A 22,267-nucleotide genomic window follows, 5' to 3' on the forward strand; every position below is an offset into this window, starting at 1 on the left:
CATGGCGCTTTAGATAAATTTGGACTAGATTATGGGTACAGATGAAACACGTTTTTCCTTTATTCTTTTTGATCTTTGCCAGTGTTGCAGTCAAGGCGGCATCCACTGACAAGAATGAAATTCGCACTGCGATTCCTGCGGGCCTGGCGCCGCCACTTTTAATCGAGAAAAAGGGGAAAATTGAAGGCCTGGTCGTGGACTACGTCAGGGCCTTGGCTGAGGTGATGAAACGAAGAACCACCTTCAGCGTGGTTACACGATATCGTCTGGATAGCTACCTTTTAAAAGGCCAAACAGATGTCCTTTGCTATACCAGCACTCTGTGGGCCAGCAATCAGTCAAACCTCGACTTTTCAAAAACTCTTTTCTTAAAACGTGAAATCGTGGTTGGGCCCAGCCCCATGCCTAAAACGGTTGAGGGACTGAAGGGAAAAACCATCGGCACTATGCTTCAGTACGTCTACCCGCGATTGGACCCATATTTCGCTTCCAAGAAAATCATCAGGGATGACAATACCAGCGAAGAAGCCAATTTAAAAAAACTGCTGCATAATCGTATCAGCTATGTCGTGACTGATCAGCTGTTTTTAGACTATTTTCGAATGGAAAATCCTGACATCGTTAAAAACCGTCAGGCGATGTTTTTAAAAGACTATCCCATCTCCTGCTCAATCAGTCGCCAGGGCAAGGTCAGTAAAAAAGATCTGGATCATGCAATCGACGAAGTAAAACGGTCCGGAAAAATGGAGCAGTTGTTTGAGAAATACGGCAGTACGTATTTTGACTAAGCTGAAATAAAAAAAGGACTCGTTCTGAGTCCTTTTTAAGTTCTGGATATTATCTGAACTACTGAACGTTCACGTTGTCACAGTCAGGAACTGTATAAGACTTTGTGAAAAGGTGAGTCTCGCGACCCTTGTTCAATTTGCGACCCACTTTGATTTCCACAGTCATTGGGTATGTTCCTGTGTATTCAACAGGGTAGCAAAGAGTTCTGGATTCAGTACTATCGCAGAAATCTTCTTTTTGAACAAAGTTGATCGGTGTGGAAAGAACTTCTGAACGAACAGTTTCAAAAGTTGCTTTGCGGTTACCATCCATATGAGTAACTACGATATCAACGGGTGCTTTAGTGCGCAGAGTATCACCGTCGCGGCATACGAAGGTATAAGCAATAGCACGGCCCATATAAACTGCTGGTGCGTGAACTACGTAGGGTGCTTTCGCAGCCAGGATCTCTTCCCAAGAAGAGTTTTGAGTGATGGCTGCTGAAGCTGTTTGGCCTACCAAAAGGGCCACGATAGACAATACGATTTTTTTCATTAGAATCTCCATTTGATTGATCTGAATGCGGGCAAAATGCCCAACTTCAGGGAAATTCTCAATGCAATGTTTTATAAATCAGATTTGTAATATTCCGATTGAAAAAGATACCGAAGGGGGCTGAATTTTCGACAGCACAAAAGTTAAAAAAGCCTGATTCACATCAGGCTTTTTTATGATTCTATTTGTAAACTACCACAGGATTGGATTCGCGGCGGCTCCGATAAAGACCAGTCCGGTCGCCTTCACCAGGGTGGTTTTTCCTGTATTTACATCCACTCGGACCAGATTCCCCTGCTCACTGAATCCATACAGAGCCTTTGAGGCAAAGCCCAAGCCAAAGATGTTTTTCTTGTCCATACAAGCTACTTCTTTAGTCGCTTTGGAAACCGGGTCAATTCTTAGAATACCTTGGTTGCCACCCGCTCCTGCATTCTTACACAACGTGGATGTGGCATTTGTGATTGTCCAATACAAGTATCCGTCTGGAAGGAGTTTTACGTCACCACCATACATTGTATAACCGGCGCTCGCTGGAATCACCGTCGTCTTAACACCATCAGCGGCAATAGCGATCAGACTGTTGGTTTGCGACGACGTACCTGGATTGTGCTCTTCCGATGTAATTAGTTTTCCATCAGCTAAAAGAGTCAAACCTACCGCGCGATCGCCACGGGTCACCAGGTTTCGTTGATACAATGTCGCGACACCAGTCGTAGCATCTACTTTATAAGCATTGCTACCCACAGATTCCTCATTGTCTTTGGCATACAACTCACCCGAGCTGCTGATAACCATGTCGGTACACTCAAGCTTAGCTCCGTTGTAAGTCATCTTAACTGTTTTTAAAACAGTGCCGGTTTGTGGATCTAAACTATATAGATTTCCATCCGTGTTACAGCCATAGAAAGGAGCGGTCGCAATGGAGCTATCAACAACCTTGATAGTGATCTTAGCGCTGGCCACATTATTCTGACCGTCGACAATCGTATAAGACATGGTTGCCGTGCCCGTCACACTTGAAACGTAGTCATAGCTGGTCGCTTTCGCTGTCAACGTACCTAGGCTTGGTGTGCCCACACTTTGTACTTTTAAAGAGCTGCCTGAATTGGCCGCCAGAATGCTCGCTGTGGAAATATTCAGTGTCACCCCCACATTGGTTGCTAATGTGATGTCGTTGGCCTTTAAGCCATCGTACGTCGCACTGTCAGGGGTATTTGAACCGTCAGAGGTCGATGAAGCCGCATTCACAGGAGCCTGAGAGAAGTTTGCCTGTGAACAGTTCTGAAATGAGACAACTGAAACCGCAGATACAATGATGATTCCGAATAATTGATATTTAGGCATTTTCACCCCATCCCCCTTACTTAACAGCAACACATGGGCCAACTACTCCTCGGTTTATTTTGAAGTCACCGTAGAGAAAACTGACTCTGTACAAAAGTTATTTGACGTTTCCCATTCCAGAAAGTTCCCTAAGCAACTCGACTTTCCAAGTATGAGACGTAACCTCTATGTGCTCCCACACAGTGGTCTGCATCTGCATCTATGGAACAATTCTCCCCACTCGCGAGGCAATACTCCACGGTAGTATTTCGAATGAGGTTTTATCTTTAAAATAACCGCTACTCGTTCTTGGATTCAAATTTGCTCTACCTAAAAGTCTGAGTATTTCTGGAATTTCAACAAAGGAGCCACGACATGAAAACACTCATCGCAATTCTTGCTACTCTGACTTTCTGCACACTGGCAAATGCTCAAAGCAAACAAGATCTGAAAGAAGGATCCAATACTATCCGCCTTCTGGGAGGATCTGCACAAGCAGCTGCTTCATTTGGTTTAGACTATGAACGTCGCACCGGCACATTCGGCCTCGGCGCCAAAATCTTGCACTCTACAAAAAATGAAGATGCCGGCAAATCCGAAAGCACAACTTTCGATATCCATGCGGTATCGCATCTTTTTGATCACAACGACATGGATATCTACGTTGCAGGTGGTATTGGTGTGTCGAATATGGATGATGTTGCCAACCCTGCAGATCCCACAGCTAATACCAGTGATGAAACTCTGATTGGTCCGACCCTTGGAATCGGTTTGGCTTACACTTTGAGCCCACAATGGTCCGTAGGTTTTGAATACTATACGTTGTACAACTGGTCCAGTGATAAAGTTGCAGATAACTACAACTACGCGAACGTAGCGGTCGGCTTTAACTTTTAATTGAAAATCGAGTACGGCAGGAAAAGGATGAAATGGATTTTACCTTTCTCCTGCCGACAACTTCTCCCCCGCCTTAGGGAGCCGCTTCGTGAGGCCGTTCGCGATTTTCTTCCGGCGCCGTGAAGGTGTACCCTTGTTTAAATATCGATCTTAAATTCGCGCCTGGCGGCCCCAACTTTTTACGCAAAGAAGAGATATGGGTATCCACCGTATGCCTTGAAACATAAAGGCTATCACTCCAAAACAAATCCAAAAGCTTTTGCCGAGAAAAAATTTTTCCTTCATTCTTCATGAAATGACTCAATAATTTAAATTCAATGGGTGTTAAAGACAGTGGTGTTTCCGTGCCATCGGGATTCATCACAAAGATTTTTTGCAAAGACAAATCCACTCTGAATCCTGCCATGACAAAAGATGCTCCCGAACTTTTGTTACGGCGAAGTTTGCCACTCACCCGAGCCTTGAGTTCTTCTGGCTCAAAGGGTTTTGTGACATAGTCGTCGCCCCCCACCTCGAAGCCTTGAACTTTACTGGTTAGCTCAGTCTTACCCGTTAGGAAAATCACCGGCAAGTCAGCGAATCTTCGTTCCGCTCGCAAGTTCTTGCAGAATTCAAAACCATCCTCATCAGGCAAATGCACATCCAAAAGCAAAAGAGAGTAAATTCCTTTCTCAAGCTCGCGACGGCCGTCCTCTGCTGATGCTACACTCTGCAGATTGCAAATATCCGCGACAGCATGACGAACGATCGCTTGCATTTCACGAGAGTCTTCTATCAATAAAACGCGTTTTTTTTGTGTTTCCATACAATGATTTTCCAAAGCGATCAGCTTCATGGCCAGAAAAATTAGTGTGTATTTTGTTTATTCGTGGGTACACGGACTTGGATACAGTCACTATTTACAGTTTAATCTTATTATGAATACGACATCCATGCGAAATCATCATATTAAACTTCCCAAGATTCTCGCTTTCAGCGGGCTTATTACTTTAGCCGCATTGGCTCTGATTATATTCTATAGCACGCAAAATCTTTTGGACTCCTCAGCGTGGCGTCGACACACATACGTAGTAATATCTGAGATTCGTGGATTGAAAACTGCGATGGAGGAAGCGAAAGTCTCATTGACGTCTGTCTATATAAATCCCTACATGTCATTTGATGCGTTTACGAAGGCCGAACAAAATCTGCAAAGAAATCTTGTTACTGTGTCAGAACTCGTTGCGGATAATAAGTATCAAAGCCGACGTATTCAAAAAATCACGACTCTATTAAATGCCAAATTGGCAACCTGGAAGAATTTCGCAACAAATCTGCACAACCACAGTAAGACTATATCTACAGAAGAGTTCCGCTCAATGTTAGCTTCAACAAATACAGATGAGGTCAATCGTACTTTCGCGGAAATGGAATCCGAAGAACAAAATCTCCTGATCCGTAGAGACGCACGCTTTGAGAAGGACTTTCAAAAAACTTCTGCCGTCGTCGTCTTTGGAGTCGCACTGGCATTTCTATTATTCTTTTTTTCGACCAGCCTTTTACAACGGCAGATTGTTCTTCGCAAAAAAATAGAACTGGCACTTGAAGAAGCTCGCACCAAAGCACAGGAAGCTTCAACACTGAAAACCAGCTTCCTGGCGAACATGAGCCACGAAATTCGCACTCCTTTAAACGGTATTATTGGCATGACCAAATTACTGGAGCAAACGCCAATGAATGCCCGACAAATTGATTATCTGGACACGATTAAAATATCCTCTACCTCTCTTCTGGCACTAATTAATGACATTCTGGACCTCTCCAAAATTGAATCTGGCAAATTTCAACTGGAAGAAACTAACTTTGAACTTTCATCTTTGATTAAAAGCGCTGTTTCCATCGTCAATTACTCGGCCAAACTAAAGAATTTAGAAATTAAGACGGAAATCGATTCCACCGTGCCCGAATTCCTGACGGGAGATCCACTGCGCTTGCGCCAGGTACTTTTAAATCTGATTAACAACGCGATCAAATTCTCCGAACACGGACTAATAAAGGTGCGCGTAACTCACAAGGGTCCCGATATCCACGGCTCCCCTCATCTACTTTTCGAGATTATCGATCAAGGCGTGGGCTTTGACACCGAGACCCGCTCAAAATTATTCCAGAACTTTTCCCAAGGTGATAGTTCCATGACACGCAAATATGGTGGGACGGGACTGGGGTTAGCTATTTCCAAGCAAATTGTAGAGATGATGAAGGGATCGATAGACGTTGATAGCGTTAAAGGCATTGGATCACGTTTTTATTTCGACGTGAATTTGGGACTTCCTCAAACGGATGCAGCCATTCAGAAGATTTCAAATTTGAAACCGGTCGCTCCCCTTCAAGGGCATATTCTGATTGCTGAAGATAACTTGGTAAACCAAAAAGTCGTCTCTGAAATGCTTTCAACCATGGGCTGCACCAGTCGGGTGGTGGAAAATGGAAATGCAGCGATCGCAGCGTTACTCAGCGAAAAATTCGATATGGTTTTGATGGACGCGCAAATGCCGATCATGGATGGGTACGAAGCCACTCGTCAGATCCGCAAGGGGCAAGCTGGTGAAGATAACAAAAATATTCCCATTCTCGCGACAACGGCCAATGCTATTAAAGGCGACATAGAACTTTGCCTGGAAGCTGGCATGAACGATTATATCAGCAAGCCCATCTCCTATAACGACCTGGCGTTCAAGATCAGCAAATGGATAGGACGGGGGTTCAACGTCATTGATCCCGCCAGCATGGATTCACTAAGACAAGACGAAACTAAAAATGGACATTCTTTGCTGAAAGAAGTTGTCGACATTTTTAACGAGGACAGTCCAACATTGGTGGCAAAAATGCGCGAAGCTATTCGCGATAAACACTATGAAAAAGCACCCGCCCTTGCCCACAATCTGAAATCCTCAGCGGCGGTACTCGGGGCCATACGATTAAAAGACTTGGCTGAAAGAATAGAGACTCTGGATTTAAAATCCACCAACGAACAACAACTCACGCTGTTGGTGGACTCTTTAGAAAAGGAACTCCGACTGGTTCAGGAATATCTGGGCAAAAACATTCGCCACGAATATCCCCCACCACCTCTTTAGAGCAACGGCCCTACGCCATTTTTAAGGCAAAAGACGAAAGCTTCGGATAAGACAAAGCAGAGACTTCACCAAAGTACTTTTCTGGTTCCGCAAAACACTTTTCAAATATCTTTTGCAAAGCCGCCGCATGCGTTCCATCCATAAAGCGATGATCAAAGGTTACACCGATACGAGCCACTGGACGGGCTTCTACCGATCCCGTTTCGGTAACCCAAGCACGTTGCTTGATTTGACCGACAGTCAAAAGAATTGGAACTTTGGAGTAAGAAACCAGTGGTGCCCACGCCGTGTCAGCGCCCATACCACCGATGTTTGTGATCATGATGGAACCAAATGCATCCCTTGGCATTCCTGCCCACGTCAGATTGATCCCCAAATCATAGTTCAAAAATGATGTCAGATTCAAAAGTGTGCGCATGAATCCCCACGGAACCCATTTCATAGCATCAAGTGATTTCGTCAACTCACTTTGCTCGCCACCTTTAATGGCTTTAGACTTAGCAGCAAGTTCCTGTGCGATCTGTGAAACAGAGAGCTTTTCTGCTTCTCGCACCACCACTCCTGTCAGAGTGGCTTTTCCCACTGGATCTTCAGGATTACCCGGAATATTCACTTGATAAAAAATGTCGACGGTTTCGCGCAGATAGATGCGATTATTGCGAATCATCCCATTAATTTCAGGACGCTCTTTCATCGCCGTGGCTGCGGCTTTGCCTACCAAATGAGAAATGGAAAGTTTCAAACCAGTCGCCGCTTCCTGAGCTTTCATATACTCAAGAGCTTTGGTCATATCAATTTCCAACAGTCCGTAAACTGTCGGGTCCCCAGCTTTATGCCAGGAGCCCATAGCGATTTTACGGAACGCGGATCCACCTTTAGAGAGTGTCATTTTTGTTTTCATATCTTCATGCTATGTTTGCGGGACAACACAAGTAAAATATGAAAGGGATTAGTAATTGCTAATTGCGACCATTGAACAGTCGAGGTCTAGCGTTTTCCCAGGTAGCAAGTCTCCTTAATCAAAGTATTGAATCCGAGATAGCCTTCTTCTTCGACTAAAAGTTGGACTGCCTTAAGCTGACCTTTCTCTCTATATAGTTTCAGCGTGGCCTTCTGATCCCTTTCCTCTTCGTTTACATGAGGATGAAGGCTCTGAAAGTTCAAGATGCCCGCTGACGTGCTTTCGCCAATAAAGTCATATCCATCGCCTAATTGGAAACGAGCCGTGCGCATCGGATCAGGCTGTCCTATCCCATAGTAAACGGTCACAGCAGCACTAAAGCGTTTTTTGGCAGAGAAAACATCCAAGGAACAATCCTTCCTGTCGAATGTCGTTCCACGGAAACTGACTTCATCTCGCCCGACTGGCAGCAGGTTTTTAAGGTTTACAGGAATCTCCGCCGCCACAGCTGCAGACGTTACACTGATCAAAGAAACTAATACGATCCAAGATTTCATACCGAACTCCAATTCGTCGGAGATAATACGCCTTTGCCAGATCGTTTTCCATGCACAAATTAATCAGAGTAAAGACTCGGGATGCATTCCAATTAACCGCTACCAAATTTGTCACAGGTGCGTGAATTCTTCAGGGAGTATGGCCAAGATGACAAATAACAACTATGCCGCCCCTAACACTAGTGGAAATATAAAAGGGACACTCAGGAAAGCTAAAGCCTCAGCTCCCGAAAACCCATTGAATTTTCGGGAGCCAAAATCTAAAACTTAAACGCGGCGGTTGGAGCTTTTTTTGTCATTCAGGTGTTCGATTTTATCGCCCAGATCATGAATGGCTTTTCCAGTTTTTGGAGCTTTTTCAGAAACCTTTGCACCAACATCTTCGATTTTGTCTCCCATTTTGCGGGAGAAGCTTTCTTTAGAATTATTAACTGAAGCCATAATTGCCTCCTTGTTGACGACAGTATAACGCGGGAAGGTGGCGACGGAGCATGTATGAACACAAGAATTGGGATCTCGGGATGGGTTTATCCTCCATGGCGCGGCGTTTTTTACCCCAAGGGCCTGCCGATTGAAAAAGAACTCGCTTATGCCAGTCGACAAGTTTCGACGATTGAAATCAATGGTTCCTTTTATGCCAATCAAAGGCCCGAGACCTACCTTCGCTGGTATAAGGAAACTCCGCGAACTTTTGCTTTTCAGTGAAAGGTTCACGCTTCATCACGCACATACTGCGCTTAAAGAACTGCGAAAAGGCTTTGGTTAACTTCTTTGGCTCTGGGGTTCTTAATCTTGATGACAAACTCGGTGCGTTCCTGTGGCAGCTTCCACCCAATTTTGTATTTGATCCCGAGCGCCTCGAAGCCTTCTTTAAATTGCTTCCAAGTACTTTTGCGGAAGGAGCGGCCCTAGCCGATCTATCAGAAAGATTCCCTTCCCACTATTTAGACTCCGTTCGAAAAAGCAACCGCCGCCTGCAACACAGTTTGGAAGTTCGCCATCACAGTTTTGAAAATCCAGAATTCATCGAGCTGCTTCGGAAATACAAAATCGCCCTGGTCTTTGCCGACACGGCTGGAAAATGGCCTTACATGGAAGATGTGACTGCTGACTTCGTCTATGTGCGACTGCATGGTGACGAAGAATTCTATGTCAGTGGCTACTCACCAGGCGCCCTTCGGTGGTGGAGTGAACGAATCAAACGATGGCAAAGTGGCCGGGAACCCAAAGATGCTTTGACGATTACCGACGATCCCATGCCCGTGAAGGAGCGTGATGTTTACATCTATTTTGATAACGACTTAAAAGTAAAAGCACCCCACGATGCGCGAAGCCTTACTAAAATCCTTCAGCCCCGCAGCAATCGTTTATTGGATACAGAACTATGAATCACTAGTGAGCGACCGGCGCATAATTGTGAGATGCCATTGCGTCAATCTTTGCGGCGCAAATGAAATCGTTTTCCGAAACACCGCCGACGGAATGGGTATTGAACATCACCACGCAGCGATTGAATGAGACCAAAAGATCTGGATGATGGTTCTCAGCATTCACAACAAAAGCCAACGCATTCACAAACGCCAAAGTCTCGTGATAGTTTTTGAAAGAGTAGGCTTTTACAATGTGGTTGTCCTCATAGGACCACCCCTTCATCGCAGCCAAGTATTCATCGATCTCAGTTCCCGAAAGGCCTTTTTTTACGTTACGAGATTTCTTTTTTAGAAGCTCTGCTGAATCAATCATCACTACCCCCTACAACTCATAATAGATTAAGAAAGAGTAATAAATAAAGAATTCCCTCAGCACTTTGTCTTGACACATACTTTTTGCGTACTAAATTTTTAGATCTACATTTTTCGAGGAAGAAGCAATGTCAACGAACGTACAAATTATCTTTCCAATGTGTGCCATGTTTTTATTGGTCTTGTTAGTTTTGGGAAAAATGTTTTTGGGAAGAGTGACGGCAGTTCGCTCTGGCTCAGTAAAACTAAGTTTTTACCGCACACTTCAGGGACAGGAACCAGAGCAATCTATTCAGGCCGTGCGCCATTTTGCGAATCTTTTCGAAGCCCCGGTGCTTTTCTATGTTGCTTGCATTCTCGGCTTAATTTTACCGGTGCAAAGTATCATCTTTGTGATTTTAGCGTGGCTGTATGTCATGGCACGCGCGGTTCATGCATTTATTCACTTAGGAAAAAACGACGTTATCAAACGCATGCGTGCTTATGGCTTCGGATGGTTGGCTCTAATAGGGATGTGGCTCATGATCACAGCAAAGGCGATCCATATTGCCACTTTGACTTAGCCGATAAGTTTCAAGGCCAATTGAGATGACTGATTGGCCTGACTTAAAACAGAAGTCCCCGCCTGAAGTAAAATACTATTTCGAGTCATTTCACTCGAAGCTGCAGCAATATCAGTATCACGGATACGACTGTTCGCCGCAGACAGATTCTCTTGCATCACGCCTAAGTTATCCGCAGCCGACGTCAGTCTATTTTGTAACGCACCCATATAGGCACGAGTTCCGTTCACCGCCAACTGAGCATCGTCCAGGCGGCTGAGCGCATTTTGTGCGCCCTCTTTGGTGTCATAGGAAAGGCCGTCTAATCCCAAGGCATCTAAAGTCGCAGCACCACGACCCGCTTCAAAAGTGATGCGATCGTTTTTAGGATCATTATTAATACCTACTTGAAAATCAAAGGCTGGCGCAGATCCATCTAAAAGTTTCGTCGTACCCCAATTCGTCGTTTTAGCAATACGCTGGATCTCATCTCGAAGCTGCACGACTTCCTTATTCAACATCCCGCGCTCCTTTTCACCAATGGTGTCGGAGCCAGCTTGGATACCAAGTTCACGCAAACGGATAATGATATTGCTAATTTCATTCAAACCACCTTCAGCGGTCTGAATCATGGATATACCATCATTCGCATTTCTTTGAGCCATCGCTGCGGAGCGAATTTGACCTTTCATCGTTTCGGAAATCGCCAAACCTGCGGCATCATCCGCGGCTTTGTTAATACGACTTCCCGAAGCAAGTTTTGCCATCGAATCGTTCATGATTCTTTGTGAACCAACCAGATTCCGCTGTGCATTGATTGCTGCAATGTTTGTTTGAATTCTCATACCCATATCATGTCTCCGCTGGCAAATTTATCGGGAAACATTGATGAGACTTCACGAGACCATCGTTATAGTTTTTTTGTTCTACGAAGTTCTAATCAGAAGGCCTGTAACAGCATGAAACGACCACCTATCTTTCCTGTGTCACTCCGAGATAAGCGGCTTTAACCTGAGGATTTTTTAGTAATTCCTTCGCATTCCCTTCGACACGAACCACACCTTGTTCAAGAACGTACCCGCGATCCGCAACTTGCAACGCACGAAAAGCCAATTGCTCAACCAAAAGAATACTGGTTGTTCCTGTCGCTTTAATTTTGTTAATCACTGAAAACATTTCGTCGATGATTACCGGAGCAAGTCCCATAGAAGGCTCATCCAACATAAGGATTTTGGGTTTCAACATCAGCGCCCTGCCGATAGCAAGCATTTGCTGCTCTCCCCCCGAAAGTGTGCCCGCCAGCTGAGCATTGCGCTCTTTCAAACGGGGAAAAATACCATATACTTCATCAATGGTTTTCTCAATCTCCGCTTTCTTTTCATTCTTTGTTCTTAGAAACGCACCCAAAAGCAAATTATCATGGACACTTTGCTGCGCAAAAATGCGGCGTGCTTCAGGACAATGAGCCAGACCAAAGGCGACACGCTTGTGAGCGGGAATTTTATTAGCGAGTTTACCGTCAATATAGACCTCCCCTGCAGCAGGTTGCACCAGTCCCGAGATGGTACGAAGCAAGGACGTTTTCCCCGCACCATTCGCTCCAATCATCGCAACCAGCTCTCCTTGTTGAACTTGGATACTGACGCCCTTCAAAGCTTGGATGCCTCCATAGTGAACGGATAGATTCTTCACCTCAAGCATGCTGTGCCCCTTCCGCGCCCAAATAGGCTTCAATCACTTGAGGATTGCTTTGCACTTCTTTAGGAGAACCCTCGGCAATTTTTTTACCGAAATCCAAAACAGTGATTTCATCTGATATCTGCATCATCATTTCCATATGATGTTCGATCAAAAGAATCGCAAGGCCCGCTTCTTTGACTTTACGAATGATTTTGTTGAATTCCTGAATCTCTCCGGAAGTCAGTCCAGCAGCTGGTTCATCCAGCAATAAAATCTTAGGCTGCAAAGCCAGAGCCCGTGCAATTTCCAATCGTCTTGCCTGTCCATAGGCTAAGTTCTTGGCTTTTTCCAATGCCAAATGTTCAAGTCCTACAAACTCCAACCACCTATAAGCTTCCACCACAAACTTATCCTCTTCCCGTCTTACTTGGGGCATTCCCACCAGCACAGCGGGCAAAGACGAACGATAATGTTTGTGTAAACCCACCAAAACATTTTCCAGCACCGTAAGATCAGAAAAGAGCTGCAGATTCTGAAAAGTGCGTGCCACTCCCAGATACGCCCGACGATGCGGCTTTACACTGTTTGAAGGTTTATCAAAGATGTATACTTGCCCCGCAGTGGGCTGATAAAGCCCTGTGATCAAATTCACAGTTGTAGATTTTCCCGAACCGTTAGGGCCCATTAATCCGCGAATCGTGCCCGGTGCAATTTTCATTTCTAATCGATTTACCGCGATCAATCCGCCGAAGCGCATTTCCAATCCTTCAAGACGTAAAGGAATCGGACCGCCATCGGAAACTGTGTGAAACTGAAGATTTTGAGCAGCGGCCTTCTCTTTGATCTTGTCCAGATCATAATCGTTTCGCAAAGCCGGAAACCATTTTTCAAAGTACCCACGTATCCAACCCGCCAACCCATTTGGCAGATAAAATAAAGCCAGCAAAAGCAGAATACCAAACACCATCAATCGCCAGTCTTTGAACCACGTAAAGACGTCCGGCAGGATCACCACCAGTGCCATCCCGATAAAGTTTCCCAAAACAGATCGAACACCACCAAAGATCAAAGCCATCAGCGCCAGAATTGAAAAATCCAACGTAAAGGTATTCGGCGCCACGTAATTATCCAGATGAGTAAATAGAGCTCCCGCCAAGCCCGCAATAGCTGCGGACAAAACGAAAGCAGAAATTTTAAAGCGCGAGCGAGAAATCCCACAACTTTCAGCGGCGATACTGGAATACTTAATCGCTTCAAAAGCCCGGCCCCAGAAGCTTTTCGCCAAATTTCTTTTCAGAAACATCACCAGAAGTAAACAGGGATAAATCAGATAAATAAAATTATTTCCAGCCAGTGAAAAGCCCGCAAGCTTTAACGGCACCATCTGAATTCCTTTAGTACCGTTAGTAAGAGCTTCTTGTTCATTTATAATAGTATAGATGATACTTCCGTAGGCAATCGTGGTAACAGCCAAATAAGGACCCGATGCTTTTAAAGATGGAAAGCCTAAGGCAAACCCAAAGGCCGCCGTCACCACAATGGCTGTCACCAAGGACAACCAATAAGGCCATTCATAAAAAACCTGAATCGTACTTCCCTGATTTGCGGCGGCTGTAGAGTTCAGAATGGCCATGGTATAAGCACCCACAGCAAAAAGCCCCGCATGCCCAATTGAGATATCACCGATATAACCTGTGACTAGATCCAAAGCGGCCACCAGAATAGTATAAACAATAATGCGTCCTAAAATTCCGTGAACGTAGTATTCGTTTTCCACTAACGAGGGTAATAACAAGGGAAGCAAACACAAAATGTATGTGGCCCATTTCCACGATTGCTTCTTCACCGCGCCCCCTTAAACCTTCTTGATCGATTTTTTCCCAAACAGACCGCTGGGCTTTATCAGGATGACTAAAATCAAAATTATAAAACCAGGAAGTTCCTTATATCCCGAGGAAATATATCGAGCCGTGAAGAACTCTGAGATTCCTAAGATCAATCCTCCCCAGATTAAACCGAAACCTGATTCCAATCCTGCGATAATGGCCACGACATAGGCTTTTGTACCAAGCGATGATCCCATCGTGGCAGATACAAATGTCCAGGGTGCCACCATCAGGCCCCCGATCGTGGCGATACAAGCACTCATCATAAAGGAAACCTTCACGACTTGTTCTTGAGGAATCCCCATCAGGCTGGCGGTATCTTTATCTTCACTGACAGCTTGAATGGCTTTTCCATAAATAGTTTTTCTGCGGAAAAGTTCGATAGAAAAAACAATCACAGTGGCAACAATAACTGCCATGATCTCCTGTGGGTAAACACCCGCTCCTAAAATACGGATGGGATCATCCCCCAAGGGAGAAGGAAAACGATAGTCGCCCGTGGACCAGATTTGTTCGACTGCATTTTTAAAGATAATACCCATCGCCAATGTTGCCAGCACCCAGGTATATTCAGATTTCATTTTTAAGGCTGGCGCTACGGCAAAGCGATGCACCATCCACCCGGCAATAACGCCCGTGACTAAAACTCCGACGATGGGAAATAGATAGGGATAACCCAACAGTTGTCCTGTGGCTCTATCGACATAAAGGGAAAAACCCACCACTCCCCCGAGCATAATGACATTGCCAAGGGAGAAGTTGATGGTTTTCGAAGTTGAGAACGTCAGATTATAACCATAGGCAATCAGCGCATAAATCACGCCCTGAATAATACCCGAAATCAGAATCTGCATGATCTCTGACACTGGGACCTACTTTTTCTGAGTTGTTGAATCCACCACGATGCCGTCTTTTACCATGCCAAGCATAACATTCGCTTCTTTCACAGCTTCATGATCAGTGCTAGAAAAAGGCTTGGTATAAGATCCGGTAATTCCTTCATAAGGAACAGCCAGGTCTTCTAAAGCGGTGCGGATTTTTGATCCTTCAAGTGACTGTGCCTGTTCAATTGCAAGTTTCAGCAAGTACATAGAATCATACCCTTGCGCTGCAGATACAGCAGAGGCAATTGGAGACTCTTTGAATTTGATGTTGTAATCCGAGATAAATTTCTTTTGCTTGTCAGATTTTGCTGAAGCTTCGATAAATGTTTGCGGCATCTTTGTGCCGTTTCCGTTTTTACCCGCGTTGGTAATGTAGTTCGACATTGAAAGGGTCCAACTGCCGATCATGTCCACTTTCCATCCCAGACGAGCCATCGAATTTGAAACGGCAGCTAACTCCGGACCAATACCATAAACTAAAAGGACGTCGGCTTTCGCAGCCCGCGCCTCTTGCAGTTGCGCACTCATATCGCTGTCTTTAATTTTGAACTTCCCAATGTAAACTGGTTTCACGCCTTTCTCTTTTAGGACCGCTTCCATCTTTTCGCGACCATTCTGGCCATAGTTGGTATCATCACACAAAAGTGCCGGTTTTTTAAATCCAAGTTTCAAAGCCTCGTTCACGATGACCCGCGATTGGATGTCATCATTTGCGGCAATTCTAAATACAAAATTTTCAGGATTGGCTTTAAAGAGCTCATTCACTTTTGCGCCGGCGCTAACATTAATAATCAACGGAACTTTCTTCGTATTTGCATACTGTGTACTGGCATCAGCAACGCCAGTGTTAATGGGCCCCAATACCGCCACGACCTTTTCTTTGTCCAACAGTTCCAACATGATTTGTCCACCACGTTCATTCTTGGCTTCGTCGTCACGATCCACCATTGATATCTTTTTGCCTAGAACGCCGCCAGCCGCATTGATTTCATCAATGGCCACCTGAACCCCGTTACGCATGGAAACACCCATCGGAGCACTCCCACCAGTGAAAGGACCATAGACACCGACCTTGATTGTGTCCTCCGACTTTTTTGTACAGCTGGCTAATACAACTGCCAGAATCATCAACGCAAGCTTTGGAAATCTCATAAGTATCCTCCCACAATTACAAAAAATTCTTTGATCACCATACTTTAAAGTCAAGACACCCTCGAATTTGCGAAAGATTGTTTGTGTCTTTACATCTCAATTCACAACTGTGATTCGGATACCGAGGAATCCCGGTGAAAGTCGAGTCCGTCGATGAAGGTATGATGCTCGGTAATATTCATTGCGATTCAACAAAGTTTAGACAAAAATTTGTAAGGTCTAAAAACACATTAAGGAGTTCAACAATGATGAAGACATTTGTAACGGCAATGATTTTGGTTTTTGCGGTATCTGGCGCTCAAGCGAAATCTAAAGGTAAAGCAGCGAAGGCAGACGCAACTAAAACAGAAGCTTACAAAATCGATACTAAAGAGAGCACAGTTGCATGGAAAGGCACTAAAAAAGCTGGTTCTTCTCACAACGGTCATATCTCTGTAAAAGATGGTGAAGTTCAAGTTGATAGCAAAGGCCAAATCACAACTGGTCAAGTGAACATCGACATGACGACAATCACAAATGAAGATTTGAAAGATGCTGAATACAACAAGAAACTTGTTGGTCACTTGGCAAGCAACGACTTCTTTGACACAGCAAAATTCCCAGTAACGACATTCAAAGTTCTTAGCGTAACACCTGTCTCCAAAGACCAAGTGACTGTCAAAGGTGAACTGACGATGATTGGTAAAACAAATCCGATCGAATTCCCCGCAAAAGTAACTGTTGATAAAGGTGTTGTAACTGGCGAAGCGACTGTAAAAGTTGACCGCACTAAATGGGGTCTTAAATATGGCTCTGGCAACTTCTTCAAAGAGTTGACTGCAGACAAAATCATCAGTGACGAATTCGAAATGAATTTGAAACTTGTCGCTAAAAAATAGTTCAATTCTTACAAACTATAAATCAAAGGCTCGGGAAACCGGGCCTTTATTATATCCAACTCTTAATACTTCTAAGATCGCACTCTCCAAAATACTTTGCTAGGTTCGTGCGATGAAAAAGATCAGTCTATTTACCCTTTTTGCCGTTGTTGCGATAAATCTACCCGCTTTTGCTAAAAAGACGGTATCAGACTCTTTGGTAAAGGATCTTTCTTGTAGCAAAATCACCGCGAATGAAATCTACCGTCGCATGTCTCAACAACAGTTCTCCAGCGAGTTCCACATACCAATTACGAACTGGGGTGTCGAAGCACGCGGTGGACTTTATGAGTTAGGTGTTTGCTGGTCCTTGTCTCGAGCACAACGACTTTTCTTTTACCTCAATCGCTGGAACTCTCCATCCACTGTTCAAGGTCCTCAAACTCTTCAAGTTCTCAACATGCTTCGCGGCGATTCTATATATCCTATATTGCTAAACCAAGAATCTTACTTGCGCACTGATCTTGGCTTGCTGGGAAACCTGATGGATGGAGTTAGCATCCGTAAGGGTGACAACAACACTCATCGGAACTTTAGATCTGAAATCGAAAAGTATGAATTAGAGCGCTTTCATAAACTGGGAAAAAATCTCAAGTATCTTATTGGCAGTGGCAGCCGCAGCAAAAAGAACAACCGCGAATCCAAGGATCAGCTGATCGGCAATCTTCAGATCAACAAACTAACTATGCTCATCGTTCGCGCCAATCGCATGGCGCAACATGTGGTCTTAGTAAAACGTTTTGAGCGATTGAACAATGGCGATATCAATTTTATCGTCTATGATTCGAATCATCCTTCCCAAGACAACATTCTGACATTCCGACAGAGTGACTCCAAGTTTTACTCTCCCGGAATTGTTTATGGTGTTGTACCTGCCAAAGACATCAACGATCCCCTTGGAGTCTATGTTGTGGATGAAAAAGAACGTGATCCGATCGAGGCAACTTTGGTTCGTTACTACAGTACTTTGTGCAGTTCTCTAAAGGAGCGGTAATGAGACGTCCAGAGTCCTGTGTATGGGGGCAAATCAAAAATTGATTCATCACAAAGTTCATATAATTTACCATGCAAGAATTTGACGATCTTCTTTGGAAGTTCATACTGGAACTGCCATAAAAAAGGAGACTTCGTCATGAAAAAAATTATCATTGCAGCTATTCTGTTAGCAGGAGCCTGGGCCCAAGCTCAGGATCAATCAGCAACTTCAAGTACTCTTCAATTCGGAAAAGAAGCAACTGAAGCGCCACCACGCGGACTCTTACCATTTATCGGTCTTGGTGGTGGTTATACAGGTTATGATCAAGGTGCCCTTCAAGACGTTGAAGGTACACCAACAACTATCAAACTGTTGGGTTCTTGGTATCTAGAAAGCCCATGGGTAATGGACCTAGGGTACGGTTACAACAACCAACAATTCACTCACTCAACAGCCCTAGACACAGCTAGTACTGATGGAGCTGCAGAGTTCGCGTTCCGTTATCGCACTGACAACCGTTGGCAAATGGGTGTGGTCGGAAATCAATTTTTCAGCCAAGGTCCTAACTATGCTTCTTCCCAAGGGGATGCGATCTTTGCCGGTCTGCAGGTTCTAAAAGAGTTCAACATGTCGCAAGCATGGCTTGCCCGTTTGGGTGCCCGTGCAATGAGCTTAACAAGTAATCAAGGTGATCTTGTTATGATGTACTTAGTGGACTTCCAATTTGGTTGGAATCCGAATGCCTACAAAACATCCGTAAGATCTACTGCGGCCGATGAAACCATGGTTCAAGAGGAAGAATTCGTTGCTGAAACAGAAGAACCAGCACGTCCAGTGGCCGCTGCGCAACCTGAACCAATTTTGAATGACGTCGCAATGTCGAGCCTTATTGCCGGCAACTCAACGATCAAATTCAATACCTCTCAGGTAGCGATGTCCAATGCTGATCAAAGAAAAGTGGAACGCCTGGCAAAAGCTTTGGATGAACATTCAGACTTGTACGAACGCGTGGAAGTTCGTGGTTTCACAGACTCCACAGGTTCTGCACAAATCAACGAAAAGATCTCTCAACGCCGTGCTGAAACGGTAGCAAGTGCTCTTGAAAAATACGGCTTGGACTCCTCTAAAGTATCTGCTGTAGGCAGAGGCTCAGAAGAATCTTTGGGCAGCCGTTCAGCAGACCGCAGAGCTGAACTGGTATTCATCGGTGTTAAAGATGAAGCCGCTCTTCGTGAAGCACTTTCGACGGTAAAATAAGATTGAAGATATAGCGAAATTCAAAATGCAGCTTTCTCACTGGGAAAGCTGCATTTTTTTATTCAAAAAGAGGACGCCAGCTCAAAACAAAGCTCGAGCTGCTGGTACCGTTTAATGGTTTTCCATCGGTCAAGAACTCAACCTTGGAATTGAATTCACGAGTCAGAGCCTGGGCTTCGACTTCATTTGCCGGAACTCTGGCGCCCATGGCCTTGATCTCCGAAATAGGAATATCCATTTCACGTGTCGTCACACAACCGGCGACTTCATCACCAAATGGATTCCTGAAATAACAATTTTTATTCGCGACAAAATTAAACATTCTAAAAGTTACTGTCGCCGTGTTGGATTTTTCTTCAAACTTCCAGGACTGACCCACGTGCTGATAGACATTAGAAATCTTTTTGAAACCAAACTTCCAAGGCATTTCGGTACGTTTATAGTGATCAACAAATTCCGGGCTGTGGGCCATCACAAAGCTGCGCAGAACCAAGGCGGCTGTCTGATATCCATACGCCGCCGAGAAAGCACAATGGCTGCCATAGTTGACATTAACTACTCCCGCGTTAGGGGCTGACTCATAATAGTCGTCATGCTCAAAGACCTGAGCATTTAATTTATTACTCACGACATTATCATCTTTAGAAGCCCACACCATCAGCGGAGTTTGAACTTTACCAGGAAGATTCCAAAAATTATTACTCTTAAAAAAATCTGGGGACGTACTGGCAACGCCACGTCTTTGTAAAGACGTAGACGCCATATCACCCAAGTATCCTGGCATTTGTTTCCTTGGTGGCAACTGATCTGCCGCAACCATCTCTGGAATGTCCGTCAAATAGCTCCGTGCTTTCGCAAATTGGCTGCGAGTCATGATATTAAATACAGGACCGATCACATCGTCGCTATAAAGATGTTCTAAGGTAGGACGAAGTGAGATCACCGGGCAGATCGCTACCGCCGAGCTATAAACTTTCTGACCATTGGGCATAGGATACATGTCATTGAAAGCTGCTCCGAACACCGCTGCATTTCCGCCCAGGCTCATACCCATCAAGTGCATGCTCGAAATGCGATCACGATATTCCCATTTTTCACGCAGCCATTTACCGACCATCAAAGATTCAAATCCCTCACTCCAACCACCCAATGAAAAATGAGAGTTCGCGATCAGATAATCCAAACCTGTCTGATTAGCCAGTAGCACCACATTATAAGGAGTCAAATCGAACAGTTGAATCAGGAAGGTCTTCATGAAAGCATTTTGATCGGCTCCACAGAAAACTCCGCATTTCATCACCACCAGAGGACGGGGACGACTGTCTTGCTTTAACCCCACAATCGCCGGCACCAGCACTCCATTAGATAATGGAATCACAATGCTTTTAACTTGGGGATGCTTAAAGAACTTGTAGTCATCAAGTGCCATCTTCGCAAGGCTCAAGATCCCTCGTGGAGAGTTGTACGCCAGTTCAGATTGGCAATTCGCCATAAACTGTTTGACGACTTTAAAGTATTCTTCTGTGGTTCTTTTTTTAGAGAACAATTGATCTTCGAAAAACTTAGGATCACATTCAGGTGCGACGTCCTTATTATTTTCCGCTCTCGGAATCTGGTTAAAAATTCCAAGGACCGAGGTCGCGGTGGGATCCACAGCCTTAGTCAGCTCCAACAAGAAATCAGATTCATTCTGTTCCTGGTTGATTATCGAGACTTGCGCCAGGGCATCAGTGCCCAACACGACGAAAGATAATGCGATAATTGCGGTTCTAAAGAAAACCATTTGTTACACCTCACGTGCTTCAAATGGCTTATCGGACCTAAGTTTCTGGTATTAACGACAGTTCCCCGTTTGTCAAAATGGTTGACGAAAACGGGAAACCTGTGGAGTTAAAACTCAATTTGATACCCGACGATCGTCGGGTTAAGCGATCTTTTTGATCTGCGCGAGTTTGTCCTTTAAGACGGTGTTTTCATGTTTGAGTGCATTCACTTCCGATGAAAGCTGATTAACTTTTCTTCTAAGAAAATCGGCTTCCTGACTTGCGGGAGTTGACGGAGCCGCATCGGAGTCACCTACGATATTGGGCTTCACATCTTTTTTCGCCACGTTCGCATCAGTTAATGGTGCGTGGTTCACATTGAAAGCTGTCGTGTTCAGAATCTCTTCAATGTTTTCAGGAATATGTAATTCCGGATCCACTTTTTCCAGGCGAATGATGCCTTGACCAACGAATCCGCGCACTTCAGTGAGCATTTTAGAAATACTAGTTCCTTTTTCCGCTGGAGTCGGACTGGCTTCCGCCATAAGGTCCGTGATTTTCCTTTTGGAAATCGGCGGCAGACAACTCAACAAAGTATCAATCTGCTCTTGCGGATTGCCATGAAGAGCGTAAGCCAAAGTCATTGGCTGCACACGCGAAAATATCTCGACCAAATACTGGCCTTCCCAACTATACACACGTGTGATTGTCAGAATTCTTTTGCGAAGCGCTTCCTCCCAAACTGGATTTTCGCCTGCAATAAGTGTTAGAAATTGCTCTCTCTTAGTTGTTGGTGATGTTTCCAACAATTGAAGCAATTGAAAAAAGCCGCCCTTTTTTTTGTATCTATCTAGCATTCCCATGTTTGTTATATCGGAAGCCAATTTCAAGACTAAAGGATTAAGACCAGGTAATTCCGTCTCATCCTGAGAATTTGCCCACAGAAAGCTTCCTCACCTTCCTTGACCGATCTATTGTCCAAAACATCTCCGATAATTTAAAGATTAATCATAGAAAGTCTCATCTCTATCCACCCCTCGCCCCATTCCGACCCACTATTGTCAAAACTTCTGAACAATATTTCCAACATTTATCACATCACATCTCTCAATCCTTATCTTCTTTGCTTTCATCTTTCCACTCACCTCTCCTCTTCGTTCTCGAACTTTGCATTCCGCATGGATTAAAAGTAAAAAAGGCGAAGCTATTAACTTCGCCTTCGTTCAATTTTAATTTCAATCCCTGTAGTTTTAGAAGAGATGCAATCGCTGCAAGATGTACTTAATCACTCGTACAAAAACTCCCGACTTGCGAGAGTTTCGTCCATTGTATTCAATGCTTTCAGAGA

At 44.6% G+C, this 22,267-nt stretch carries 21 protein-coding genes and 1 pseudogene; 8 read left to right on the forward strand and 14 right to left on the reverse strand.

Annotated features, from left to right (window positions below; translation table 11 throughout):
* Nucleotides 1-41: 41 nt before the first annotated feature.
* A complete protein-coding gene (locus tag HW988_RS14900) occupies nucleotides 42-788 on the forward strand; it encodes an ABC transporter substrate-binding protein (protein WP_181604997.1) in 747 nt (248 codons plus the stop codon).
* A 58-nt stretch (nucleotides 789-846) separates the two neighbouring features.
* Here the strand turns inward: HW988_RS14900 and HW988_RS14905 are convergent, their stop codons facing one another.
* Together HW988_RS14905 and HW988_RS14910 are read right to left on the reverse strand one after the other, a co-directional pair.
* A complete protein-coding gene (locus HW988_RS14905) occupies nucleotides 847-1,323 on the reverse strand; it encodes a hypothetical protein (protein ID WP_181604998.1) in 477 nt (158 codons plus the stop codon).
* 192 nt (nucleotides 1,324-1,515) lie between these two features.
* Entirely contained in the window at nucleotides 1,516-2,676 is a 1,161-nt protein-coding gene (locus tag HW988_RS14910) for a hypothetical protein (protein WP_181604999.1), read from the reverse strand.
* A gap of 348 nt (nucleotides 2,677-3,024) precedes the next feature.
* Here HW988_RS14910 and HW988_RS14915 point away from each other — a divergent pair, with 348 nt between their 5' ends.
* Entirely contained in the window at nucleotides 3,025-3,546 is a 522-nt protein-coding gene (locus HW988_RS14915; protein WP_181605000.1) for an outer membrane protein, read from the forward strand.
* A 73-nt stretch (nucleotides 3,547-3,619) separates the two neighbouring features.
* On the opposite strand, the gene HW988_RS14920 is transcribed toward HW988_RS14915, so the two are convergent.
* Nucleotides 3,620-4,351: a response regulator transcription factor gene (locus HW988_RS14920; protein ID WP_181605001.1), complete on the reverse strand. Its 732-nt coding sequence runs from the start codon at nucleotides 4,349-4,351 to the stop codon at nucleotides 3,620-3,622.
* 127 nt (nucleotides 4,352-4,478) lie between these two features.
* Here HW988_RS14920 and HW988_RS14925 point away from each other — a divergent pair, with 127 nt between their 5' ends.
* A complete protein-coding gene (locus HW988_RS14925) occupies nucleotides 4,479-6,662 on the forward strand; it encodes an ATP-binding protein (RefSeq protein WP_220128756.1) in 2,184 nt (727 codons plus the stop codon).
* 10 nt (nucleotides 6,663-6,672) lie between these two features.
* Here HW988_RS14925 and HW988_RS14930 read toward each other — a convergent pair whose 3' ends face one another.
* The 3 genes from HW988_RS14930 to HW988_RS14940 all read right to left on the reverse strand — a co-directional run bounded on the left by HW988_RS14930 (nucleotide 6,673) and on the right by HW988_RS14940 (nucleotide 8,561).
* Complete coding sequence (locus tag HW988_RS14930; protein ID WP_181605003.1) at nucleotides 6,673-7,563, reverse strand: 2-oxo acid dehydrogenase subunit E2; 891 nt, start codon at nucleotides 7,561-7,563, stop codon at nucleotides 6,673-6,675.
* A gap of 86 nt (nucleotides 7,564-7,649) precedes the next feature.
* Nucleotides 7,650-8,120 (reverse strand): hypothetical protein, encoded by a 471-nt coding sequence (locus tag HW988_RS14935; protein WP_181605004.1) that lies wholly within the window; start codon nucleotides 8,118-8,120, stop codon nucleotides 7,650-7,652.
* Between the two features lie 267 nt (nucleotides 8,121-8,387).
* On the reverse strand, nucleotides 8,388-8,561 hold the full coding sequence (locus tag HW988_RS14940) for a hypothetical protein (protein WP_181605005.1): 174 nt from the start codon (nucleotides 8,559-8,561) through the stop codon (nucleotides 8,388-8,390).
* Nucleotides 8,562-8,615: 54 nt separating this feature from the next.
* Between HW988_RS14940 and HW988_RS14945 the strand changes: the two are divergent.
* A pseudogene (locus HW988_RS14945) lies at nucleotides 8,616-9,508 on the forward strand (DUF72 domain-containing protein).
* 4 nt (nucleotides 9,509-9,512) lie between these two features.
* Here the strand turns inward: HW988_RS14945 and HW988_RS14950 are convergent.
* Nucleotides 9,513-9,863, reverse strand: a complete 351-nt coding sequence (locus HW988_RS14950; RefSeq protein ID WP_142701284.1) for a 4a-hydroxytetrahydrobiopterin dehydratase — start codon at nucleotides 9,861-9,863, stop codon at nucleotides 9,513-9,515.
* A 127-nt stretch (nucleotides 9,864-9,990) separates the two neighbouring features.
* Between HW988_RS14950 and HW988_RS14955 the strand changes: the two genes are divergently transcribed.
* Nucleotides 9,991-10,425: an MAPEG family protein gene (locus tag HW988_RS14955; protein WP_181605006.1), complete on the forward strand. Its 435-nt coding sequence runs from the start codon at nucleotides 9,991-9,993 to the stop codon at nucleotides 10,423-10,425.
* Here HW988_RS14955 and HW988_RS14960 read toward each other — a convergent pair.
* The 5 genes from HW988_RS14960 to HW988_RS14980 form a co-directional block, all read right to left on the reverse strand.
* On the reverse strand, nucleotides 10,422-11,255 hold the full coding sequence (locus tag HW988_RS14960) for a flagellin (protein WP_181605007.1): 834 nt from the start codon (nucleotides 11,253-11,255) through the stop codon (nucleotides 10,422-10,424). The genes HW988_RS14955 and HW988_RS14960 overlap by 4 nt on opposite strands.
* A 121-nt stretch (nucleotides 11,256-11,376) precedes the next feature.
* Entirely contained in the window at nucleotides 11,377-12,105 is a 729-nt protein-coding gene (locus tag HW988_RS14965) for an ABC transporter ATP-binding protein (RefSeq protein ID WP_181605008.1), read from the reverse strand.
* Nucleotides 12,098-13,930 carry an ATP-binding cassette domain-containing protein gene (locus HW988_RS14970; RefSeq protein WP_181605009.1) on the reverse strand — a complete coding sequence of 611 codons (1,833 nt, stop codon included), beginning with the start codon at nucleotides 13,928-13,930 and terminating at the stop codon, nucleotides 12,098-12,100. Before HW988_RS14970 ends, HW988_RS14965 begins: the two co-directional genes overlap by 8 nt.
* Before the next feature lie 9 nt (nucleotides 13,931-13,939).
* On the reverse strand, nucleotides 13,940-14,836 hold the full coding sequence (locus tag HW988_RS14975; protein ID WP_181605010.1) for a branched-chain amino acid ABC transporter permease: 897 nt from the start codon (nucleotides 14,834-14,836) through the stop codon (nucleotides 13,940-13,942).
* Nucleotides 14,837-14,842: 6 nt separating this feature from the next.
* Nucleotides 14,843-16,006, reverse strand: a complete 1,164-nt coding sequence (locus HW988_RS14980) for an ABC transporter substrate-binding protein (RefSeq protein WP_181605011.1) — start codon at nucleotides 16,004-16,006, stop codon at nucleotides 14,843-14,845.
* 245 nt (nucleotides 16,007-16,251) lie between these two features.
* Between HW988_RS14980 and HW988_RS14985 the strand changes: the two genes are divergently transcribed.
* The 3 genes from HW988_RS14985 to HW988_RS14995 all read left to right on the forward strand — a co-directional run bounded on the left by HW988_RS14985 (nucleotide 16,252) and on the right by HW988_RS14995 (nucleotide 19,156).
* On the forward strand, nucleotides 16,252-16,884 hold the full coding sequence (locus tag HW988_RS14985; protein WP_181605012.1) for a YceI family protein: 633 nt from the start codon (nucleotides 16,252-16,254) through the stop codon (nucleotides 16,882-16,884).
* Between the two features lie 112 nt (nucleotides 16,885-16,996).
* Nucleotides 16,997-17,917 carry a hypothetical protein gene (locus tag HW988_RS14990; protein WP_181605013.1) on the forward strand — a complete coding sequence of 307 codons (921 nt, stop codon included), beginning with the start codon at nucleotides 16,997-16,999 and terminating at the stop codon, nucleotides 17,915-17,917.
* A gap of 138 nt (nucleotides 17,918-18,055) precedes the next feature.
* On the forward strand, nucleotides 18,056-19,156 hold the full coding sequence (locus tag HW988_RS14995) for an OmpA family protein (protein WP_181605014.1): 1,101 nt from the start codon (nucleotides 18,056-18,058) through the stop codon (nucleotides 19,154-19,156).
* Between the two features lie 58 nt (nucleotides 19,157-19,214).
* Here HW988_RS14995 and HW988_RS15000 read toward each other — a convergent pair whose 3' ends face one another.
* Both HW988_RS15000 and HW988_RS15005 read right to left on the reverse strand, forming a co-directional pair.
* Nucleotides 19,215-20,939, reverse strand: a complete 1,725-nt coding sequence (locus tag HW988_RS15000) for a S9 family peptidase (protein ID WP_181605015.1) — start codon at nucleotides 20,937-20,939, stop codon at nucleotides 19,215-19,217.
* A 141-nt stretch (nucleotides 20,940-21,080) separates the two neighbouring features.
* Nucleotides 21,081-21,782: a FliG C-terminal domain-containing protein gene (locus tag HW988_RS15005; RefSeq protein WP_181605016.1), complete on the reverse strand. Its 702-nt coding sequence runs from the start codon at nucleotides 21,780-21,782 to the stop codon at nucleotides 21,081-21,083.
* Nucleotides 21,783-22,267: the final 485 nt, after the last annotated feature.

Origin of the sequence: Bdellovibrio sp. KM01, from assembly GCF_013752535.1 — a bacterium.
GTDB lineage: Bacteria > Bdellovibrionota > Bdellovibrionia > Bdellovibrionales > Bdellovibrionaceae > Bdellovibrio.

What these genes read in the sequence shown, in the direction of transcription:
- HW988_RS14905 (WP_181604998.1), bottom strand. Translation starts at nt 1,323, where the DNA reads ATGAAAAAAATCGTATTGTCTATCGTGGCCCTTTTGGTAGGCCAAACA.
- HW988_RS14980 (WP_181605011.1), bottom strand. Translation starts at nt 16,006, where the DNA reads ATGAGATTTCCAAAGCTTGCGTTGATGATTCTGGCAGTTGTATTAGCC.
- HW988_RS14900 (WP_181604997.1), top strand. Translation starts at nt 42, where the DNA reads ATGAAACACGTTTTTCCTTTATTCTTTTTGATCTTTGCCAGTGTTGCA.
- HW988_RS14985 (WP_181605012.1), top strand. Translation starts at nt 16,252, where the DNA reads ATGATGAAGACATTTGTAACGGCAATGATTTTGGTTTTTGCGGTATCT.
- HW988_RS14990 (WP_181605013.1), top strand. Translation starts at nt 16,997, where the DNA reads ATGAAAAAGATCAGTCTATTTACCCTTTTTGCCGTTGTTGCGATAAAT.
- HW988_RS14935 (WP_181605004.1), bottom strand. Translation starts at nt 8,120, where the DNA reads ATGAAATCTTGGATCGTATTAGTTTCTTTGATCAGTGTAACGTCTGCA.
- HW988_RS14920 (WP_181605001.1), bottom strand. Translation starts at nt 4,351, where the DNA reads ATGGAAACACAAAAAAAACGCGTTTTATTGATAGAAGACTCTCGTGAA.
- HW988_RS14995 (WP_181605014.1), top strand. Translation starts at nt 18,056, where the DNA reads ATGAAAAAAATTATCATTGCAGCTATTCTGTTAGCAGGAGCCTGGGCC.
- HW988_RS14930 (WP_181605003.1), bottom strand. Translation starts at nt 7,563, where the DNA reads ATGAAAACAAAAATGACACTCTCTAAAGGTGGATCCGCGTTCCGTAAA.
- HW988_RS14940 (WP_181605005.1), bottom strand. Translation starts at nt 8,561, where the DNA reads ATGGCTTCAGTTAATAATTCTAAAGAAAGCTTCTCCCGCAAAATGGGA.
- HW988_RS14950 (WP_142701284.1), bottom strand. Translation starts at nt 9,863, where the DNA reads ATGATTGATTCAGCAGAGCTTCTAAAAAAGAAATCTCGTAACGTAAAA.
- HW988_RS14955 (WP_181605006.1), top strand. Translation starts at nt 9,991, where the DNA reads ATGTCAACGAACGTACAAATTATCTTTCCAATGTGTGCCATGTTTTTA.
- HW988_RS14925 (WP_220128756.1), top strand. Translation starts at nt 4,479, where the DNA reads ATGCGAAATCATCATATTAAACTTCCCAAGATTCTCGCTTTCAGCGGG.
- HW988_RS14915 (WP_181605000.1), top strand. Translation starts at nt 3,025, where the DNA reads ATGAAAACACTCATCGCAATTCTTGCTACTCTGACTTTCTGCACACTG.
- HW988_RS14960 (WP_181605007.1), bottom strand. Translation starts at nt 11,255, where the DNA reads ATGGGTATGAGAATTCAAACAAACATTGCAGCAATCAATGCACAGCGG.
- HW988_RS15000 (WP_181605015.1), bottom strand. Translation starts at nt 20,939, where the DNA reads ATGGTTTTCTTTAGAACCGCAATTATCGCATTATCTTTCGTCGTGTTG.
- HW988_RS14965 (WP_181605008.1), bottom strand. Translation starts at nt 12,105, where the DNA reads ATGCTTGAGGTGAAGAATCTATCCGTTCACTATGGAGGCATCCAAGCT.
- HW988_RS15005 (WP_181605016.1), bottom strand. Translation starts at nt 21,782, where the DNA reads ATGGGAATGCTAGATAGATACAAAAAAAAGGGCGGCTTTTTTCAATTG.